Origin of the sequence: Brachyspira pilosicoli, from assembly GCF_036997485.1 — a bacterium.
Classification (GTDB): domain Bacteria; phylum Spirochaetota; class Brachyspiria; order Brachyspirales; family Brachyspiraceae; genus Brachyspira; species Brachyspira pilosicoli_C.
On sequence record NZ_JAWLPU010000001.1, the window covers coordinates 603,433 to 618,840 of the forward strand.

Below are 15,408 nucleotides of genomic sequence, written 5' to 3' on the forward strand. Positions count from 1 at the left end.
AAATGTAGGCAATACACACTTACAGGGGCATAACAACAAAATAAAAAATTACAAGATTTTGAAAACTATATATACCTGAATAAATATATTTTGTCAATTTTAGTTTTTTCAATTTTATTGTTTGTGGCGGCTTTGCCACCGACCCCCCAACTTCTTTTACCGAGTAGGTACCTTTCGGTATTGGTATAAAAGAAGCAAAAAAACTATATTTTAAAAAAATCAAGCTTTAGCTGTTGCCCAAAATACATATGATATTATTTTATACATATTCCAACATATAAAGCTAAAACATTTGCACTTTTTGCAACTTTGACGAAGTCCGCACAGCGAAGGCGGGAAAAAGAACAATAATTTTTTACTTAAAATTTTTCAACATAGACTAAGAATTTAGTATTTAAATTTATTGTTTGTGGTGGCTTTGCCCCCACACCCCCAGTTCTTTTACCGAGTAGGTACCTTTCGGTATTGGTATAAAAGAACCAAAAGAACTATATTTTAAAAAAATCAAGCTTTAGCTGTTGCCCAAAATACATATGATATTATTTTATACATATTCCAACATATAAAGCTAAAACATTTGCACTTTTTGCAACTTTGACGAAGTCCGCACAGCGAAGGCGTGAAAAAGTTGATTAAAAAAAATTACATTGCAAAATATATTGACTTAGATATATAACTATTCGTTTGTAACTAGCTTCTCTTCGCTGCCGTTTACAGCTCCGTCTTTATCAACCTTCACTGTAAATATTTTAGATACACCCTTTTCTTCCGCTGTAATTCCATAATAGGCATCGGCTATAGTGGCAGATACTTCATCGTGCGTGATAATTAAGAATTGAGTTTTATCTGATAAGCCCTTAACCATATTCTTATATCTTATAATGTTCGCTCCGTCTAAAGCAGCATCCACCTCATCGAGTATACAAAATGGACTAGGTCTATACAAAAATATAGCAAATACTAAAGCAAGCCCTGTCATAGTAAGCTCGCCTCCAGAATACGAGACTATGTTTTCCATTTTCTTGCCCGGCGGCTGTGCGAATATATCAATAGGACTGTTTAATAAATCTTCTTCGTTTTGTATTTTTAAGCCGGCATTACCGCCGCCAAATAAGATTTTAAATGTCTCAGAGAATTTTTTGTTTATTTCATTAAATGTTTTAAGAAAATCTTCTCCTGCCTTTTTGTTGGCATCAGCTATTATTTTTAATATCTCTTCTTTTGATTTCTCTAAATCTTCTTTTTGCTTGCTTAAAAACTCGAATCTATTTTTTGCCTCTTGATATTCATCGAGTGCCATCTCATTAATATGACCTAAATTCTTAATCTTGTCATTAATAGTGTTCAGCTTGTTTCTAAAAACTTCTTCATCAATTAAGCCTTCTGTAACAGCCTCATACTCTTTCAAATTAATAGCATTAGTCTCATAAAAATTATTATATATATCATTAATCTTATCTTTTGTCTGATTAATTCTCTCGCTTATTCTTGTAATATTTTCATTTGTTTCGTTTAACTTTTTTATATGTTTTGAGTGATTAACATCAAAGTTAGATAAAGCAGATTCAGCCTTTTTTATTTCGCTAGCCTTTAATCTTGCCTCACTCTCCATTTTTGTTTTTTTCTTTTCGAGTTCTTTAAAATTGTTTATATTGTCTTTTAGCTCTTTATCTAATAATTTATAATCTTCTTCTTGTTTTTGTATCTTATCATTTAATGTTGCAAACTCTTCTTCTACAATAGCTATACTTTTTATTATCATCTCTTTTCTATCTTCAGAAGCTTTTTTATTTGTCTCATATTTTGCTTTTGATATTGTGAGAGTAGTAAGATTAGAATTTGATAAATTAATGTTTTCTGTTGCTTTTTTTATTTCGTTGTTAAGCTCTTCTATTCTGTCAAGATTGCTTTGAATAGAAGATTCTAAAGAAGCTATCTCTTTATCTATAGCCTCTTTTTGCATATAAGTACCCTCTTTATCAAACAGCAAATCAACAAAAGGGTCTTTTATTTTAGTGTATTCTTTAAAAATATCTTGTAAAAGCAATGCATCTCTTTTTTCTGTATCAAGCATCTCTTTTAAATTTCTTACAAATGATGATAAAGAATTAAAACTAAGCTCATTGAGATTATCCAAAACACCATCTTCTTCAAACTCTTTTATAGTGTTCATTTTGGTGTTGATAGATCCAAGTAAGTTATTAAAACCTATATCAATATCAGCTTCATGCTTTCCTATATTCTGATAAAAACTATTACCCATTATATCTTTTTTCTTTTCATCAATCTCGGTAATTATTTTATTTATCACTTCAAGCTGTCTTTCTCTGGCATCGGCTATTTTTAAAGTATTGTTTTGATTGTTTTGTGTGAGTATTGCTATTTCATCGTTGCAGCTAGCTATTTTATTTTGCTCGCTTGCAATATTGCCCTCTTCTATCTCTTGTTCTTTTAATGCTAATTCAATATTTTCTAATATGTTTTTTATATCTTTATCTAATTCTAATATTTGATTTTTATCTTCTTCTATTCTTTTAGCTAAAGTATTTTTTCTGTTTATAGTTTCTTCTTTTTCTTTAAACTTATTTTCTAATTGTATCTTTAATTGATTAGACATTTTTTCTATATGAGTAAGTTCTGTTACTATTAATGACACCTGTTTGTCAAGCTCTATAGATAAGTTTCTTGTCTCTTCAAACTTTAATAGTTCCTGCTGTTTTTGATTATCTAAATCTAATAGGTTCTTCTCAAGTTCCTGCTTTTTATTGTTAAGCTCTTCAAGATTTTTATTATAATCCTCTAAAGTAATTTTTGCCTTTTTAATCTGATTAACATTTATACTTATGCTTATTTTTTTCTTATCGTCTATAAGAGAATAATATTTTTCTGTGCGTGCCGCTTGGTCTTTTAATGATTTATAATTTTTCTCAGCATTCTTTATATCTATCTTAACATTATCAAGGTTTCTCTCAGAGTCTTCAAGTTTTTTGGTAGCCTCTCTTCTTCTCTCAAGATATTTACTAATACCCGCAGCATTTTCTATTATAGACCTTCTCTCTTCTGGTTTTTGTTTAGCAATCTCAGAAACTGTTCCCTGTTTAATTACAGAATATGCATTTTTACCTAACCCTGTATCAAGAAACATATCCACTATATCTTTAAGCCTTACCTGCTCATCATTAATATAATATTCTGATAAACCCTTTCTATAATACTTCCTAGTAACTATTATCTCATCTTTATCATATTTTTTTATCCATCTTGAAGTATTATCTAATGTTAAAGCTACTTGTGCCAAAGAGGACGGTTTTCTAGTGTCTGTACCATGAAATATAACACTTTCAAGCCCTTTAGAGCTATCTATTCTTAATCTGCTTGCAGACTGCTCCCCCATTACCCATAAAAAGGCCTCTACTATATTACTCTTACCTATACCATTAGGTCCAAGCACTACAGTAACACCTTCATTAAACTCTATATTAGTTTCTATGGCAAATGATTTGAATCCGTGCAAATTAAGATTCTTTATATACATCTTCTTTCCTGTCTATATACTAATTATTTACAATTTTATAATAATTATCGTCATTTACAATAATTAATTACAGTATAAATCTTAAAACATTATACAATCGTATTAAAAAAAAGCAATGAATTTATATACAAGTGAAAATGCTTTCTACTCTTCTTCTAAATTTCTTTTAGATACTATAATACCGTAACCTGTAATTTGTAATTCTACATTATTATTAAGCACAACAGTAAAAAACTTATTTTCTCTAACTATAGAAGTTATTTTTGAAGCAGGGTATTCGTTATCTATTACTTTTACCATACTTCTATGTATACAGCTTCTTGGTATGCCGTTTGGATTATTTTCTAAATTATCTATTTTAATGCTTTTCCAAAGTCCGCTTTGATAAAATATAATATTAAAGCCTAATTTAGTATTAACTTCATATCCTCCGCCATTTTGATACAAGCTAACAGTATCTACAGTATCCCCAGGTAAATTAAGATTAATAAAATTTTTAGCCTGAAGAGGTAAAGAAGCCTCTGTAAGGTTTTGTGTGTATAAAAAAGAATACAAAATGATAAAAAATAATAAAATTTTCTTCATAATAATAAATTAGTGTGCATTATATATTCGTATTTTATCTATTTAAATTTAATATATATTATATAAAAATTAAGGCTACAGCAAAAAGCCATAGCCTCAATATGAACACACAACTTGAGAATTATCTTAAAAATTATTTCAAAGCGTTAATTTTTTTCATCATTTCTGATTTTTTAACACTAGCTCTGTTAGTATGAATAACAGATTTTCTAGCAGCTTTATCTAAAGCACTAGCATATTTATTATATTCAGCTATAGAAGCATCTTTATCATTAGCATCTATAGACTTTAATACTTTCTTTTTTTGAGTATTTAAAAAGCTTTTTATTTTTCTGTTATAAAGATTTCTCGTAACATTTTGTCTTAATCTTTTAGAAGCGGATCTTATATTAGGCATTCATTATACTCCAGTGAAGTTAGTTAAAATAAAAATCGGAGTTAACGGGGCTCGAACCCGCGACCTCCTGCGTGACAGGCAGGCGCTCTAACCAAACTGAGCTACAACTCCAAAAAACTTTTTAAGTTAGATTATTATACTACAAATATATTTTTTGTCAAGTGCAAAATAACTTTTTTAAAAATAATTTATAGCACAAAATATTTAAAATAAACACTAATAAATAACATAAGATTTTTTGATTTTTTATACTTTTAACTATATAATAAATAAAAATACACTTTTATAAGGAGTTTATTAATGACTAAAGTTGTTTTAATAAGACATGGAGAAAGTGTTTGGAATAAAGAAAACCTCTTTACTGGTTGGGCTGATGTTACTTTATCAGAAAAAGGCATTGAAGAGGCTAAAGCCGGCGGTGTAGAACTAAAAAAAGCTGGATTTACTTTTGACAAAGCTTACACTTCAACTCTTACTCGCGCAATCAAAACTTTAAATTTGGTATTAGAAGAAATGGGACTTTTATGGATACCAGTAGAAAAATGCTGGCAATTAAATGAAAGACATTATGGCGCTTTACAAGGATTAAACAAATCTCAAACTGCTGAAAAATATGGTGAAGATCAAGTTAAAATATGGAGAAGAAGCTATGATACTCCGCCTCCTGCTTTAGAAAAATCTGATGAAAGATATCCTGGAAATGACCCTCGATACAAAAACTTATCTGAAAAAGAACTTCCTCTTACAGAATGTTTAAAAGACACTGTTGCAAGAGTTGTTCCTTTCTGGGAAAACGTTATACTTCCAGATATTAAAGCTGGTAAAAAAATTATAATCGCTGCTCATGGTAACAGCTTAAGAGCATTAGTTAAATATTTAGATAATATTTCTGATGCTGATATCACAGAGCTTAATATACCTACTGGAATGCCTTTAGTTTATGAGCTTGATGATAATTTCAAAGCTATTAATAAACAATATTTAGGTGACCCTGAGGCTGTTAAAAAAGCTATGGAAGCTGTGGCAAATCAAGGAAAGAAAAAATAATAATTAGTTTTTTAATTAGACATTTTATAAAAGCAGCTAATTACTTTCTAAAAAATAGAAAATAACCAGCTGCTTTTTTTATACAATTTACAAAAGTTATAATAGATAATTTTATCCTACTATAGGTTCAAATATAGGATTTTGCTCTTCTAATTCGAGGCAAACACAATAATTATATTTATCATACATATCCTTAGGTAAATCAACTTCTATTACACTATTTCCTTCACAAGCTTTCAAGCAATCACATTTTAATTCTCTTTTATCTTTAAGAACATAAGCTTTCTTTACTTTATTTCCTACATTTAGAAGCTCTATATATTTCCTAGGAGATAATACATGAACAAATAGTTTATAATCTTTTTGAGTAAATTGAGCCCATTCCAACTCGTATGGGTATATATCAACTTTCTTGCTTGCAAATATAGCCTCTTCATTATCTTTTACATATTGACCTACAGTGTCTAATATATCTATACTTTCTTTAGGCACATTGCCCAAACTATCAGGACCAATATTTAGAAGATAGTTTCCGCCTCTGCTTACAATTTTTAAAAGTATCCTTATAATATCATTAGGATTTTTCCAATTATGATCATCTTTTTTAAATCCCCAAGTATCATTCAAAGTAGCAGGTATTTCCCAATCTCCATCATATGGAAGCCTAGGTATAAAATTATCACCTGTTGTCATATATTCGCCTATTTGATTGCCTATTCTTCCGCTTACTATACAATTAGGCTGTATTGATTTTACTAAATCATATAATGATTTGCTTTGTTCTGGTGTACTTTCCATAGGAGTATCAAACCATATTAAAGCTATATCTCCGTATTCTGTCAATATTTCTTTTAACTGGGGTTTTACTTTATGGTCTAAGTAATACTGGTAATCTTTTTTTGAATTATCTTTTCCTGCCATAAGTCCATTAGGGTCATGCCAATCTTGAGCTTGAGAATAATATAATCCCAATTTCATAGAATATTTTTCGCAGGCTAATTGAAGCTGTTTTAATATATCTTTTTTATATGGGGTTGCTTTTACAACATTATAGCTGCTGCATTTAGAGTCATACATAGCAAAACCTTCATGATGTTTAGAAGTAAATACAATATATTTCATTCCCCAATCTTTAGCTTTTTTCACTATATATTCAGCATCAAAATTCACAGGATTAAATTGAGCTGCTAACTTCTCATATTCCTCTACAGGTATATTTAAAGTATTCATTATCCATTCGCCTATTCTCTCAGTTTTCTTGCCTTTATATTCTCCAGCTAATATAGAATATAATCCCCAATGTATAAATAAGCCGAACTTAGCATCTTTAAACCATTGCTGTTTAGTATCTTTAAGCATTTTTAGCTCTCCTCGTCTATAATTTTTTGTTTTAATTTTTTAACCTTTAATAGAACCAGCCATCATACCAGCTTGAACTTTTTCATGGAAGAATATATATAATACAAGCATAGGAAGAACAGCTATAATTATGCAAGCAAATATAGGTCCTAATCTCTGCTGATATCCGCCTGAAAAAGCAAGCATGGATCTAGCTACAGTATATTTAGACTCATCTGTAAATAATATCATAGAGAAAATCAACTCTCCATATCCTGCTATAAAAGCTAATATAGCCTCTGTAGAAATTATTGGTATTGATACAGGATACAATATTCTAAATAATAATTGAAAGTCGTTACATCCGTCTATAATAGCTGCCTCATCTATTTCTTTATCTATTCCATCTAAATATCCAGTAAATAAAAACACTGCCTGTGATAATCCAAAAGCTACATAAACTAATATTATAAACCAATAAGTATTTTTACCATTAAGTATAGTAGAAAGGCTTGATATAGGGATTATAGTACAATGTACAGGTATCATAACTCCTACAACAAATAATAAATATATTAATGATTTATATTTAAACTTTTTTCTTGATAAAATATATGCTGTAAACATTCCTATTACTATGGTTAGTGCAGTAGATACTATAGCAATAAAAATAGAATTTAATATTCCTCTCCCTATTTTTGCTACAGTAAAAGCATCAGTATAATTTTGCCAAATCCATTCCTTAGGCAATGAAAACATACTTAAATATATTCCATTATTGTCTTTAAATGAAGACAATAAAGTAATAGCAAGAGGAAATAAAGTTGTTATACCCCATAATATAGCAAAGGCATAAGCTCCATATTTAAACATTTTTCTGCTCATTTATAACCCTCCGATTATTCTTCTTTTTTGAATAAAGTTTTTGTCAATAAAAAGCTTAATATCATACCAAGTAATAGAAGTATAACCCCTATAGCACTGCTTGTACCAAAAGATTTAAAAGTAAATGCTTCGTTATATAATAATGTAGCAGGTACTTCTGATGTTCTGTTTGGTCCTCCTTTTGTCATAGCCCATACTAAATCAAAAACTTTTAGACATCCTGTTATACACAATATAGAAAATATTTTAAATGATTCTTTAGATAAAGGTATAGAAATATATATCAATTTTTTTATACCTGTACAGCCGTCTAATTCAGCAGACTCATAAATAGAATTAGGAATAGCTATTAATCCTGCAGCAAATATGAGCATATTATATCCTGCATAAGTCCATTCATTTACAAGAACAATAGACCATATATTTAAAGTAGGAGTAGAAAGCCACTCTTTTGCTAAAAAATCTAAGCCGACTGCTTTTAATATCACATTCAAAGCACCATAAGTAGGGTTTAATATATATACCCACATTAAAGCTATCGCTGTACCTGAAAGCATAATAGGCATAAAAAATGAAGTTTTCATCAATTTTGTGCCTCTTAGCTTGGAAGTAATAAGCAATGCTAAAATAAATGATAAAGGCATCAATATTAAAAATCCACCTATCATAAAATAGAATGAATTTAATAATGCTTTAAAAAAACTTGGGCTTTTTAAAACATTTATAAAATTATTTAATCCTACAAATTTTAAAGGAGAACCAAATATACCCTTCCAGCTAAAAAAAGACAAATATATTGTGTTTAGCACAGGATATATTATTAGACCAAAAAATATTATTAAAGCTGGAGCCAAAAATAATATAATTATAAAAGTATCCTTTCTTTTTTTATTCATAAATTATCCTATTATTGATTCAAACGTTCTACAATTTGTTTGCCGCATTCTTCAGGAGTGTTACCCATACCTAATCCTTGCAAAGCATTTCTAACTGAATCCAACATATGTGAAGCAGGGTCAGAATTTTGAACATCTGAACCTAATGCCTCGTAACTGTTCAATATTTTAAATACTTCATCTAAAACAGGATTGTCAGGAGCATTTTCTGAAGGGGTAAATTTAACAGGAGGTATAGCAGCTGCCACCTCGTTTAAGCCTCTAAAATATTCTTCTGATGTAATATATTTTAAAAACTTTATAGATGCTTCTATTTCTTCTTCAGACTTGTTTAGTTTAGAAACATATAACATATCTGAAGCTCCGCCTTGGGCATGTGTTTTATATTGAGGATTAATATATGGAAAAGCAACAACACCTATTTTATTATATATATCTTTACCAACAGTTTCTAATACATACCAAGAACCATTCCACATCATAGCAGACTTTTCTGATTCAAATGAAGCTACCTCTGTACCATAATCTGTATTTAATATATCTGTACCTAAATATCCTTTTTCTAACATATCATAAATCTTTTGATAAGTTCCTATCATTTCAGGGCTGTCATAAGACAAAGTTCTATCAGCAAGCTTTTTAGCGGCACCTACGCCTAATGTCTTATATACTATATTATTATGCAAGTGTCCCAATCTCCAAATATCTTTTTCACCTGCTTGAAAAGGTTTAATACCTGCTTGCTTTAATTTTTCGCATACTGCCAATAATTGATCATAAGTTTCTGGCGGAGTCAAACCGTTTTTAGCAAAAATATCTTTATTATAATAAAGTAATATAGTGTATGATTTAAAAGGAACACCCCAAATTCCATCATAATCATCATATTTCAAATCGCTAAAAAGTGAAGCATAAAAACTATCATACCAAGCTTTATCTGTATCAAAATATGTTTGTATATTTACTAAAGCATCTGCATCTAAATAATCTTTAACTCTTGAACCGCCGTATTCAAGAAAAATATTAGGAGTATCTCCATTAGCAAAAGAAACTCTCAACTTATCCAAATAATTGGCTTCCTGAACAACATAATCTGTAACCACTTTTACACCATTATTCATATTATTGAATTCTTCTACCTTCTGTCTGAAATAAACTTCATCCGGACTTTCAGAACCGTATCTCGTAAATACTTGAATAATAATGCTGCCATCTTCAGCTACATTTTTTGATGATTTGTTACAAGAGATTATAAGAATTACACTTGTTAAAACAAATAAATAAAACACTATTCTTTTCATATTTATTTTCCTATAAAAAATATAATATACTAAATTAGCATATAAATATAATTACAAATGTCAATAAATATATAATTTTTTTAATTAAAAAAACATTTTAGTCAAAAAAAAATAATTAATAAACTAAAATTTTGATGTTTGTTTCATAAATATAAAATTATAAAATATAATAATTTTTTTATTTCATAACTTCAAAATTATATCTATTCAAAATTATTACATCCTTGATTTTTTAGTGCATAACATATAATATAAAATTACAAAAATTAATAAATAATAATTAAGGAAAATTGATGAAATACCCTGAATTTTTTACTCCGTTTGTATTTCCAGAAAATATACCAATACTTGGTGCTATTAGATGGTATGGACTTATGTATATAGTAGGAATTGGAGTTTCTTGCTTAATACTTAATCGTTTAGAAAAAAAAGGCTGGATTAAATTTAACAATTCAAAGGACGGCGGTGCTTATGATATGGTTTTTTATGCTGCTGTTGGTGCTATAATTGGAGCGAGGGTTGGATATTTTTTACTTTACTCACCTTCTTCTTTTTTAAAGCCTTGGGAGATATTAGGGTTTAATCTTGATAATGGAATAACTTTTTTAGGTTTTGCAGGAATGTCCTTTCATGGCGGACTTATAGGAATGATTATTGGAGGATATATATTCAGCAAAAAATATAAATATGAATTTTTAACTATAGCAGACCATGCAACACTCCCTTCAAGTTTTGCTTTATTTTTTGGAAGGATAGGAAACTTCATGAATGCCGAACTTTACGGAAGGGTTACTGATTCGCCTCTTGGAATGATATTTCCAAATTATGATGCCGTTGGAGGATATGAAAATTGGAAGGAATTGATACCGGCAATTAGACCATACACAGAATTAAGATACCCCTCACAATTATATGAAGCATTTCTTGAAGGTTTAGTTCTTGCTTTAGTGTCTTACATAATATTAGCATTAAGTCAAAAAAATAAGAATATAAGAAAAGGAACAAGACTATTTGTATGGATATTTTTATACGGACTTTTTAGAGCTGTGATAGAGCAGTTTTTCAGAGATGTTACAGAATGGACTATTGGCAATATCACATCTGGGGCAATATATTCTATAATAATGATGATAGTATCTTTAATAATGCTTATATATATTTACACAAAAAAGCCAGATACAAAAACATTAAAACAAAATAAAAAATAAAGGTTTATTATGTCATTTTCTTTTGAAGTATTAAAAAACTCTACTCAAACACATGCAAGACTCGGTAAGATAGAAGTTAATGGGGTTGTAATAGATACACCTGTTTTTATGCCTGTAGGAACTAAGGCTACTGTAAAAGCATTAACTCCTGCTATGGTAGAGGAAACTGAAAGTAAGATTATACTTGCTAACACTTATCATTTAGTTTTAAGACCGGGGTTAGAAGTTATCAAAAAATTCGGCGGAGTTAAAAAGTTTATGAATTGGAAAGGAGCTATGCTCACAGATTCCGGAGGTTTTCAGGTATTTTCACTTGCTCAGCTAAGAAAAATCACCGATGAAGGAGTTGAATTTAGGTCTCATATAGATGGTTCAAAATATTTCTTTACTCCAAAAAGTGTAATGGAGGCAGAGCATATTATAGGGGCTGACTTTATAATGAGTTTTGATGAATGCTGTAAAGCTGATGCTGATTATAATTATGCAAAAGAGGCTATGCTTAGAACTCATAAATGGGCTAAAGAATGTAAAGAATATCATGACAGCACTCCTAACAGCGAATATCAATACTTAGGCGGTATAATACAGGGCGGAATGTTTGATGATTTAAGAAAAGAAAGTGCTGAGACTTTGGTTAATATGGATTTTCCTTTTTATTCTATAGGGGGGCTTTCTGTTGGTGAAACTCCAGAGAAGATGCATGAGGTGCTTTCTAAAGTTATGCTATATACAAACAAGCAAAAACCTCGTTATTTAATGGGGGTTAGTGAGCCTCGAGATATACTTAATTCTGTGATGGAAGGCATTGATATGTTTGACTGCGTGATGCCTACAAGAAATGCAAGAAATGGCGAAGCTTTTACTATGAATGGAGTTGTGAGGATTAGAAACTCAAAATATAGAATGGACGACACTATATTAGAAGAAGGATGCGACTGCTATACTTGTAAAAATTTCTCTAAAGCTTATCTTAATCATCTTGATAAATCGCATGAAATACTATTTTCTATACTTATGACTATACATAATATAAGATTTATGCAGAGATTTATGAAGGATTTAAGAAATAGTATAGAAAACGATAACTTTAGCGAATATAGAAACACTATGATGAAAAGATTTTACGAAAATGAATAATAATAACTTTTAAAAGGAGGAGGAAAAATATTATATTATGGCAAAAGATTATAGCGAACATATAAAAAAATATAATGAAATACTAAATAATAACCCTAATGATATAAACGCCCTCACTTCTTTAGCAAGAATATATATAAAAGAAAATAAGTTAAATGAGGCTGAGAAATATTATAATAAAATATTAGAAAACAACCCTGATAATACTGAAGCTTTGTATATTATAGGCTTTATTAATATGCAAAAAAGTAATTATAAAAAATCAATAGATAATTTTATTAAATTAATAGAGCTTGGAATAGATAATGCTTTTATATATGAATATTTAGCTGCAATGGATAAAAATAATAGAGAAACATTTTTAAATAAAGCAATAGAAAAACATAATAAAAACAAATTAAAAAGAAAAGATTATGAAAGGCTTTCATATATGGCATATCAGAGCTATAAATGGAAAATGTATGATTTCGCTCTATATTATGCTGAACTTTCATATTCCATAAAGCAAACTAATGATATTACAAATTTACTTGGATGTATTTGTTTTTATAAAGAAGAATATGACAAGGCACTTTCTTATTTTCACGAGCTTAATTTTAATTGCAATAAAGAAAATATATATGCATTATGCAATATAGCTTCTTGTTACAGAAAAAAAAATAGTAATAATATGGCTATAAAATATTTAGATAAAGCAAAAGAATTAGATGATAATAATAAATTAATATATTACAATATAGGAACTATATACGATAAGATTGGAAATAGAAAATCAGCTTTAGAAAACTTTAATAAAGCTATAGAAATTGATTCAGATTATATTGAAGCAATAGAAGCAAAAAAATTGATATATAATTAATTTTATTAAAAAAATCATTAAAAAATTAATAAAAAACATATAATATCCATTGACATTTTTGTAAATAGTATTACAATTAAGAGTAACAAATCAAATTAGGAGATAAAAATGAATAAGATGTATTTTTCTGCATTTCAATTATCAAAATCTTTCTCTCCTAAACATCATCATCATCATCATTAATAATCATTTCTTTAATAAACAAATATAAAAAACAATTTTAAAAACATTATTTTTTTATTACGTTTATATAGATTAATTTAAAAAAATTATTTAACTTAGGAGGAAAAAACTATGAAACGTATATTAATTTTATTTTCTATGATTATTTTTGCTATATCTTGCTCAAAAACAGAAACGCAAAACACACAAACTGACAACTCTCTACAAAAAGTAAAAGACAAAGGCAAACTTGTATTAGGCTTGGATGATACTTTTGCCCCTATGGGTTTTAGAGATGAAGCTGGAAATATAGTTGGTTTTGATATAGATTTAGCTCAAGAAGTTGCTAATCGCTTAGGAGTAAAATTAGAAGTTAAGCCTATAGATTGGGCAAGCGGTATATTAAGCTTAAATAAGGGCGATGTTGATGTTTTATGGAATGGATTTACAATTAATGAAAGCAGAAAACAGCAAATTAATTTCTCTAAGCCATATCTTAATAACAGACTTATAATAGTAAAATCTTCTGACAGAAAAGACATTAACAGCAAAGAAGACTTAAAAGGAAAAGTGTTAGGGGTACAGGTTGGAAGCAATCAGGAGGCATTAGAAGCTGATCCTATAAGCAAAGAGGCTAAAGAGGTTAGACCTTATGATGTTAATGTTAATGCTTTCTTAGATTTACAAGCTAAGAGAATAGATGTTGTTGTAATAGATGAAGTTGCAGCACGTTATTATATATCTGAAGAGAATGTTAATTTTGAGGTTGTAGAAAATAGTCCATTAACTGAAGAGCTTTATGGTATAGGATTTAGAAAAAATGATGTAGAATTATTGAATGCTGTTGACAAAGCTTTAGATGATATGAGAGCTGATGGAAAAGCAGCAGAGATTTCTACTAAATGGTTTGGTAAAGACATAGTTGTAAAATAACAAAAAATTAATGGGGGCTAAATAATAAAGCCTCCATTAAAAAATAAATAATTCAAAAAAAATAGGAGATTAAAAATGAATAACATTAAATGCTTTTTCAAAGTTCAATTCTTAAAACAATATTCTCCTAAACATCATCATCATTAATAATTTCTTTTTATTTTATAAACATCAATTTTAAAACAATATTATATTTACTAACTTAAGAAAAAATTTATTTAAAAATTATAATTTAAAAATTTAAAAACAGGAGAAAACTATGAAACGTATAATAACTTTATTCTTTATATTTATTTTTGCTATATCTTGCTCAAAAACAGAAACACAGAATGCTGCTCAAATTTCAGCAGATAATTCTTTACAAAAAGTAAAAGAAAGCGGAAAACTAGTATTAGGTTTAGATGACACTTTTGCCCCCATGGGTTTTAGAGATGAAGATGGAAACATAGTTGGTTTTGATATAGACTTAGCCAAAGAAGTTGCAAACCGCCTCGGGGTGGAGTTAGAGGCAAAACCTATAGATTGGTCCAGTGCTGTATTGAGCTTAAAGAAAGGCGATGTTGATGTGGTATGGAATGGCTTTGCTATTAGTGAAAGCAGAAAACAACAGGTTAATTTTACTAAACCATATCTTAATAACAGACTTATGATAGTAAAAAACGCAGACAGAGCTGATATTAAAACTAAAGAAGATTTAAAAGGAAAAATATTAGGAGTACAAACAGGAAGCAGTAATTATGAATCATTAGAAGCTGACCCTATAAGCAAAGAAGCTAAAGAAATTAGACAATATGATTTTAATGTTAATGCTTTTTTAGATTTAGAGGCTAAAAGAATAGATGCTGTAATAGTAGATGAAATAGTGGCTCGTTATTATATATCTAAAGAAAATGCTGATTTTGAACTTTTAGAAGAATACCCTATTACATATAAATCTTTTGGAGTTGGAATTAGAAAAACAGATGCAGAACTATTAAATGCTATCGATAAAGCTTTAGATGATATGAGAGCTGATGGAAAAGCGGCTGAAATATCTACTAAATGGTTTGGTAAAGATGTATTTGTAAGAGGATAATTTAATACAGTATAACAAAAACTAAATAAAAAAACAAATAATTAAATAAA

The 15,408-nt window shown here is 28.8% G+C and carries 13 protein-coding genes and 1 tRNA gene; 6 read left to right on the top strand and 8 right to left on the bottom strand.

All coding sequences use genetic code 11. From position 1 onward, the window contains the following. Window positions 1–676: 676 nt before the first annotated feature. From R4I97_RS02575 to R4I97_RS02590, 4 genes are all read right to left on the bottom strand, one after another. On the bottom strand, window positions 677–3,535 hold the full coding sequence (locus tag R4I97_RS02575; protein WP_335783574.1) for a chromosome segregation SMC family protein: 2,859 nt from the start codon (window positions 3,533–3,535) through the stop codon (window positions 677–679). Window positions 3,536–3,679: 144 nt separating this feature from the next. Further along, window positions 3,680–4,120, bottom strand: coding sequence for a PepSY-like domain-containing protein (locus R4I97_RS02580; protein ID WP_335783575.1), 441 nt, complete (start codon window positions 4,118–4,120; stop codon window positions 3,680–3,682). A gap of 133 nt (window positions 4,121–4,253) precedes the next feature. Continuing rightward, window positions 4,254–4,517, bottom strand: a complete 264-nt coding sequence (gene rpsT / locus R4I97_RS02585) for a 30S ribosomal protein S20 (RefSeq protein WP_335783576.1) — start codon at window positions 4,515–4,517, stop codon at window positions 4,254–4,256. Window positions 4,518–4,553: 36 nt separating this feature from the next. Further along, window positions 4,554–4,628 (bottom strand) — tRNA-Asp (locus R4I97_RS02590). 189 nt (window positions 4,629–4,817) lie between these two features. Here R4I97_RS02590 and gpmA point away from each other — a divergent pair. Further along, window positions 4,818–5,564: a 2,3-diphosphoglycerate-dependent phosphoglycerate mutase gene (gpmA, locus tag R4I97_RS02595; protein ID WP_335783577.1), complete on the top strand. Its 747-nt coding sequence runs from the start codon at window positions 4,818–4,820 to the stop codon at window positions 5,562–5,564. Window positions 5,565–5,675: 111 nt separating this feature from the next. Here gpmA and R4I97_RS02600 read toward each other — a convergent pair whose 3' ends face one another. Genes R4I97_RS02600 through R4I97_RS02615 form a run of 4 tightly spaced genes read right to left on the bottom strand, consistent with a single transcriptional unit; the run spans window position 5,676 to window position 9,984 of the window. Further along, entirely contained in the window at window positions 5,676–6,959 is a 1,284-nt protein-coding gene (locus R4I97_RS02600; protein ID WP_335784054.1) for an alpha-L-fucosidase, read from the bottom strand. A 3-nt stretch (window positions 6,960–6,962) separates the two neighbouring features. Continuing rightward, a complete protein-coding gene (locus tag R4I97_RS02605) occupies window positions 6,963–7,787 on the bottom strand; it encodes a carbohydrate ABC transporter permease (RefSeq protein WP_335783578.1) in 825 nt (274 codons plus the stop codon). 14 nt (window positions 7,788–7,801) lie between these two features. Then, window positions 7,802–8,683: a sugar ABC transporter permease gene (locus R4I97_RS02610; protein WP_335783579.1), complete on the bottom strand. Its 882-nt coding sequence runs from the start codon at window positions 8,681–8,683 to the stop codon at window positions 7,802–7,804. Between the two features lie 11 nt (window positions 8,684–8,694). Continuing rightward, window positions 8,695–9,984 (bottom strand): ABC transporter substrate-binding protein, encoded by a 1,290-nt coding sequence (locus R4I97_RS02615; protein WP_335783580.1) that lies wholly within the window; start codon window positions 9,982–9,984, stop codon window positions 8,695–8,697. A 293-nt stretch (window positions 9,985–10,277) separates the two neighbouring features. Here R4I97_RS02615 and lgt point away from each other — a divergent pair, with 293 nt between their 5' ends. The 5 genes from lgt (at window position 10,278) to R4I97_RS02640 (ending at window position 15,358) form a co-directional block, all read left to right on the top strand. Further along, entirely contained in the window at window positions 10,278–11,192 is a 915-nt protein-coding gene (lgt, locus tag R4I97_RS02620; RefSeq protein ID WP_335783581.1) for a prolipoprotein diacylglyceryl transferase, read from the top strand. Between the two features lie 9 nt (window positions 11,193–11,201). Continuing rightward, window positions 11,202–12,329 (top strand): tRNA guanosine(34) transglycosylase Tgt, encoded by a 1,128-nt coding sequence (gene tgt, locus R4I97_RS02625; protein ID WP_335783582.1) that lies wholly within the window; start codon window positions 11,202–11,204, stop codon window positions 12,327–12,329. 37 nt (window positions 12,330–12,366) lie between these two features. Next, on the top strand, window positions 12,367–13,188 hold the full coding sequence (locus R4I97_RS02630) for a tetratricopeptide repeat protein (RefSeq protein ID WP_335783583.1): 822 nt from the start codon (window positions 12,367–12,369) through the stop codon (window positions 13,186–13,188). 294 nt (window positions 13,189–13,482) lie between these two features. Further along, complete coding sequence (locus tag R4I97_RS02635; RefSeq protein ID WP_335783584.1) at window positions 13,483–14,283, top strand: amino acid ABC transporter substrate-binding protein; 801 nt, start codon at window positions 13,483–13,485, stop codon at window positions 14,281–14,283. A 259-nt stretch (window positions 14,284–14,542) separates the two neighbouring features. Beyond that, on the top strand, window positions 14,543–15,358 hold the full coding sequence (locus R4I97_RS02640; protein ID WP_335783585.1) for an amino acid ABC transporter substrate-binding protein: 816 nt from the start codon (window positions 14,543–14,545) through the stop codon (window positions 15,356–15,358). The last annotated feature ends 50 nt before the right edge of the window (window positions 15,359–15,408 follow it).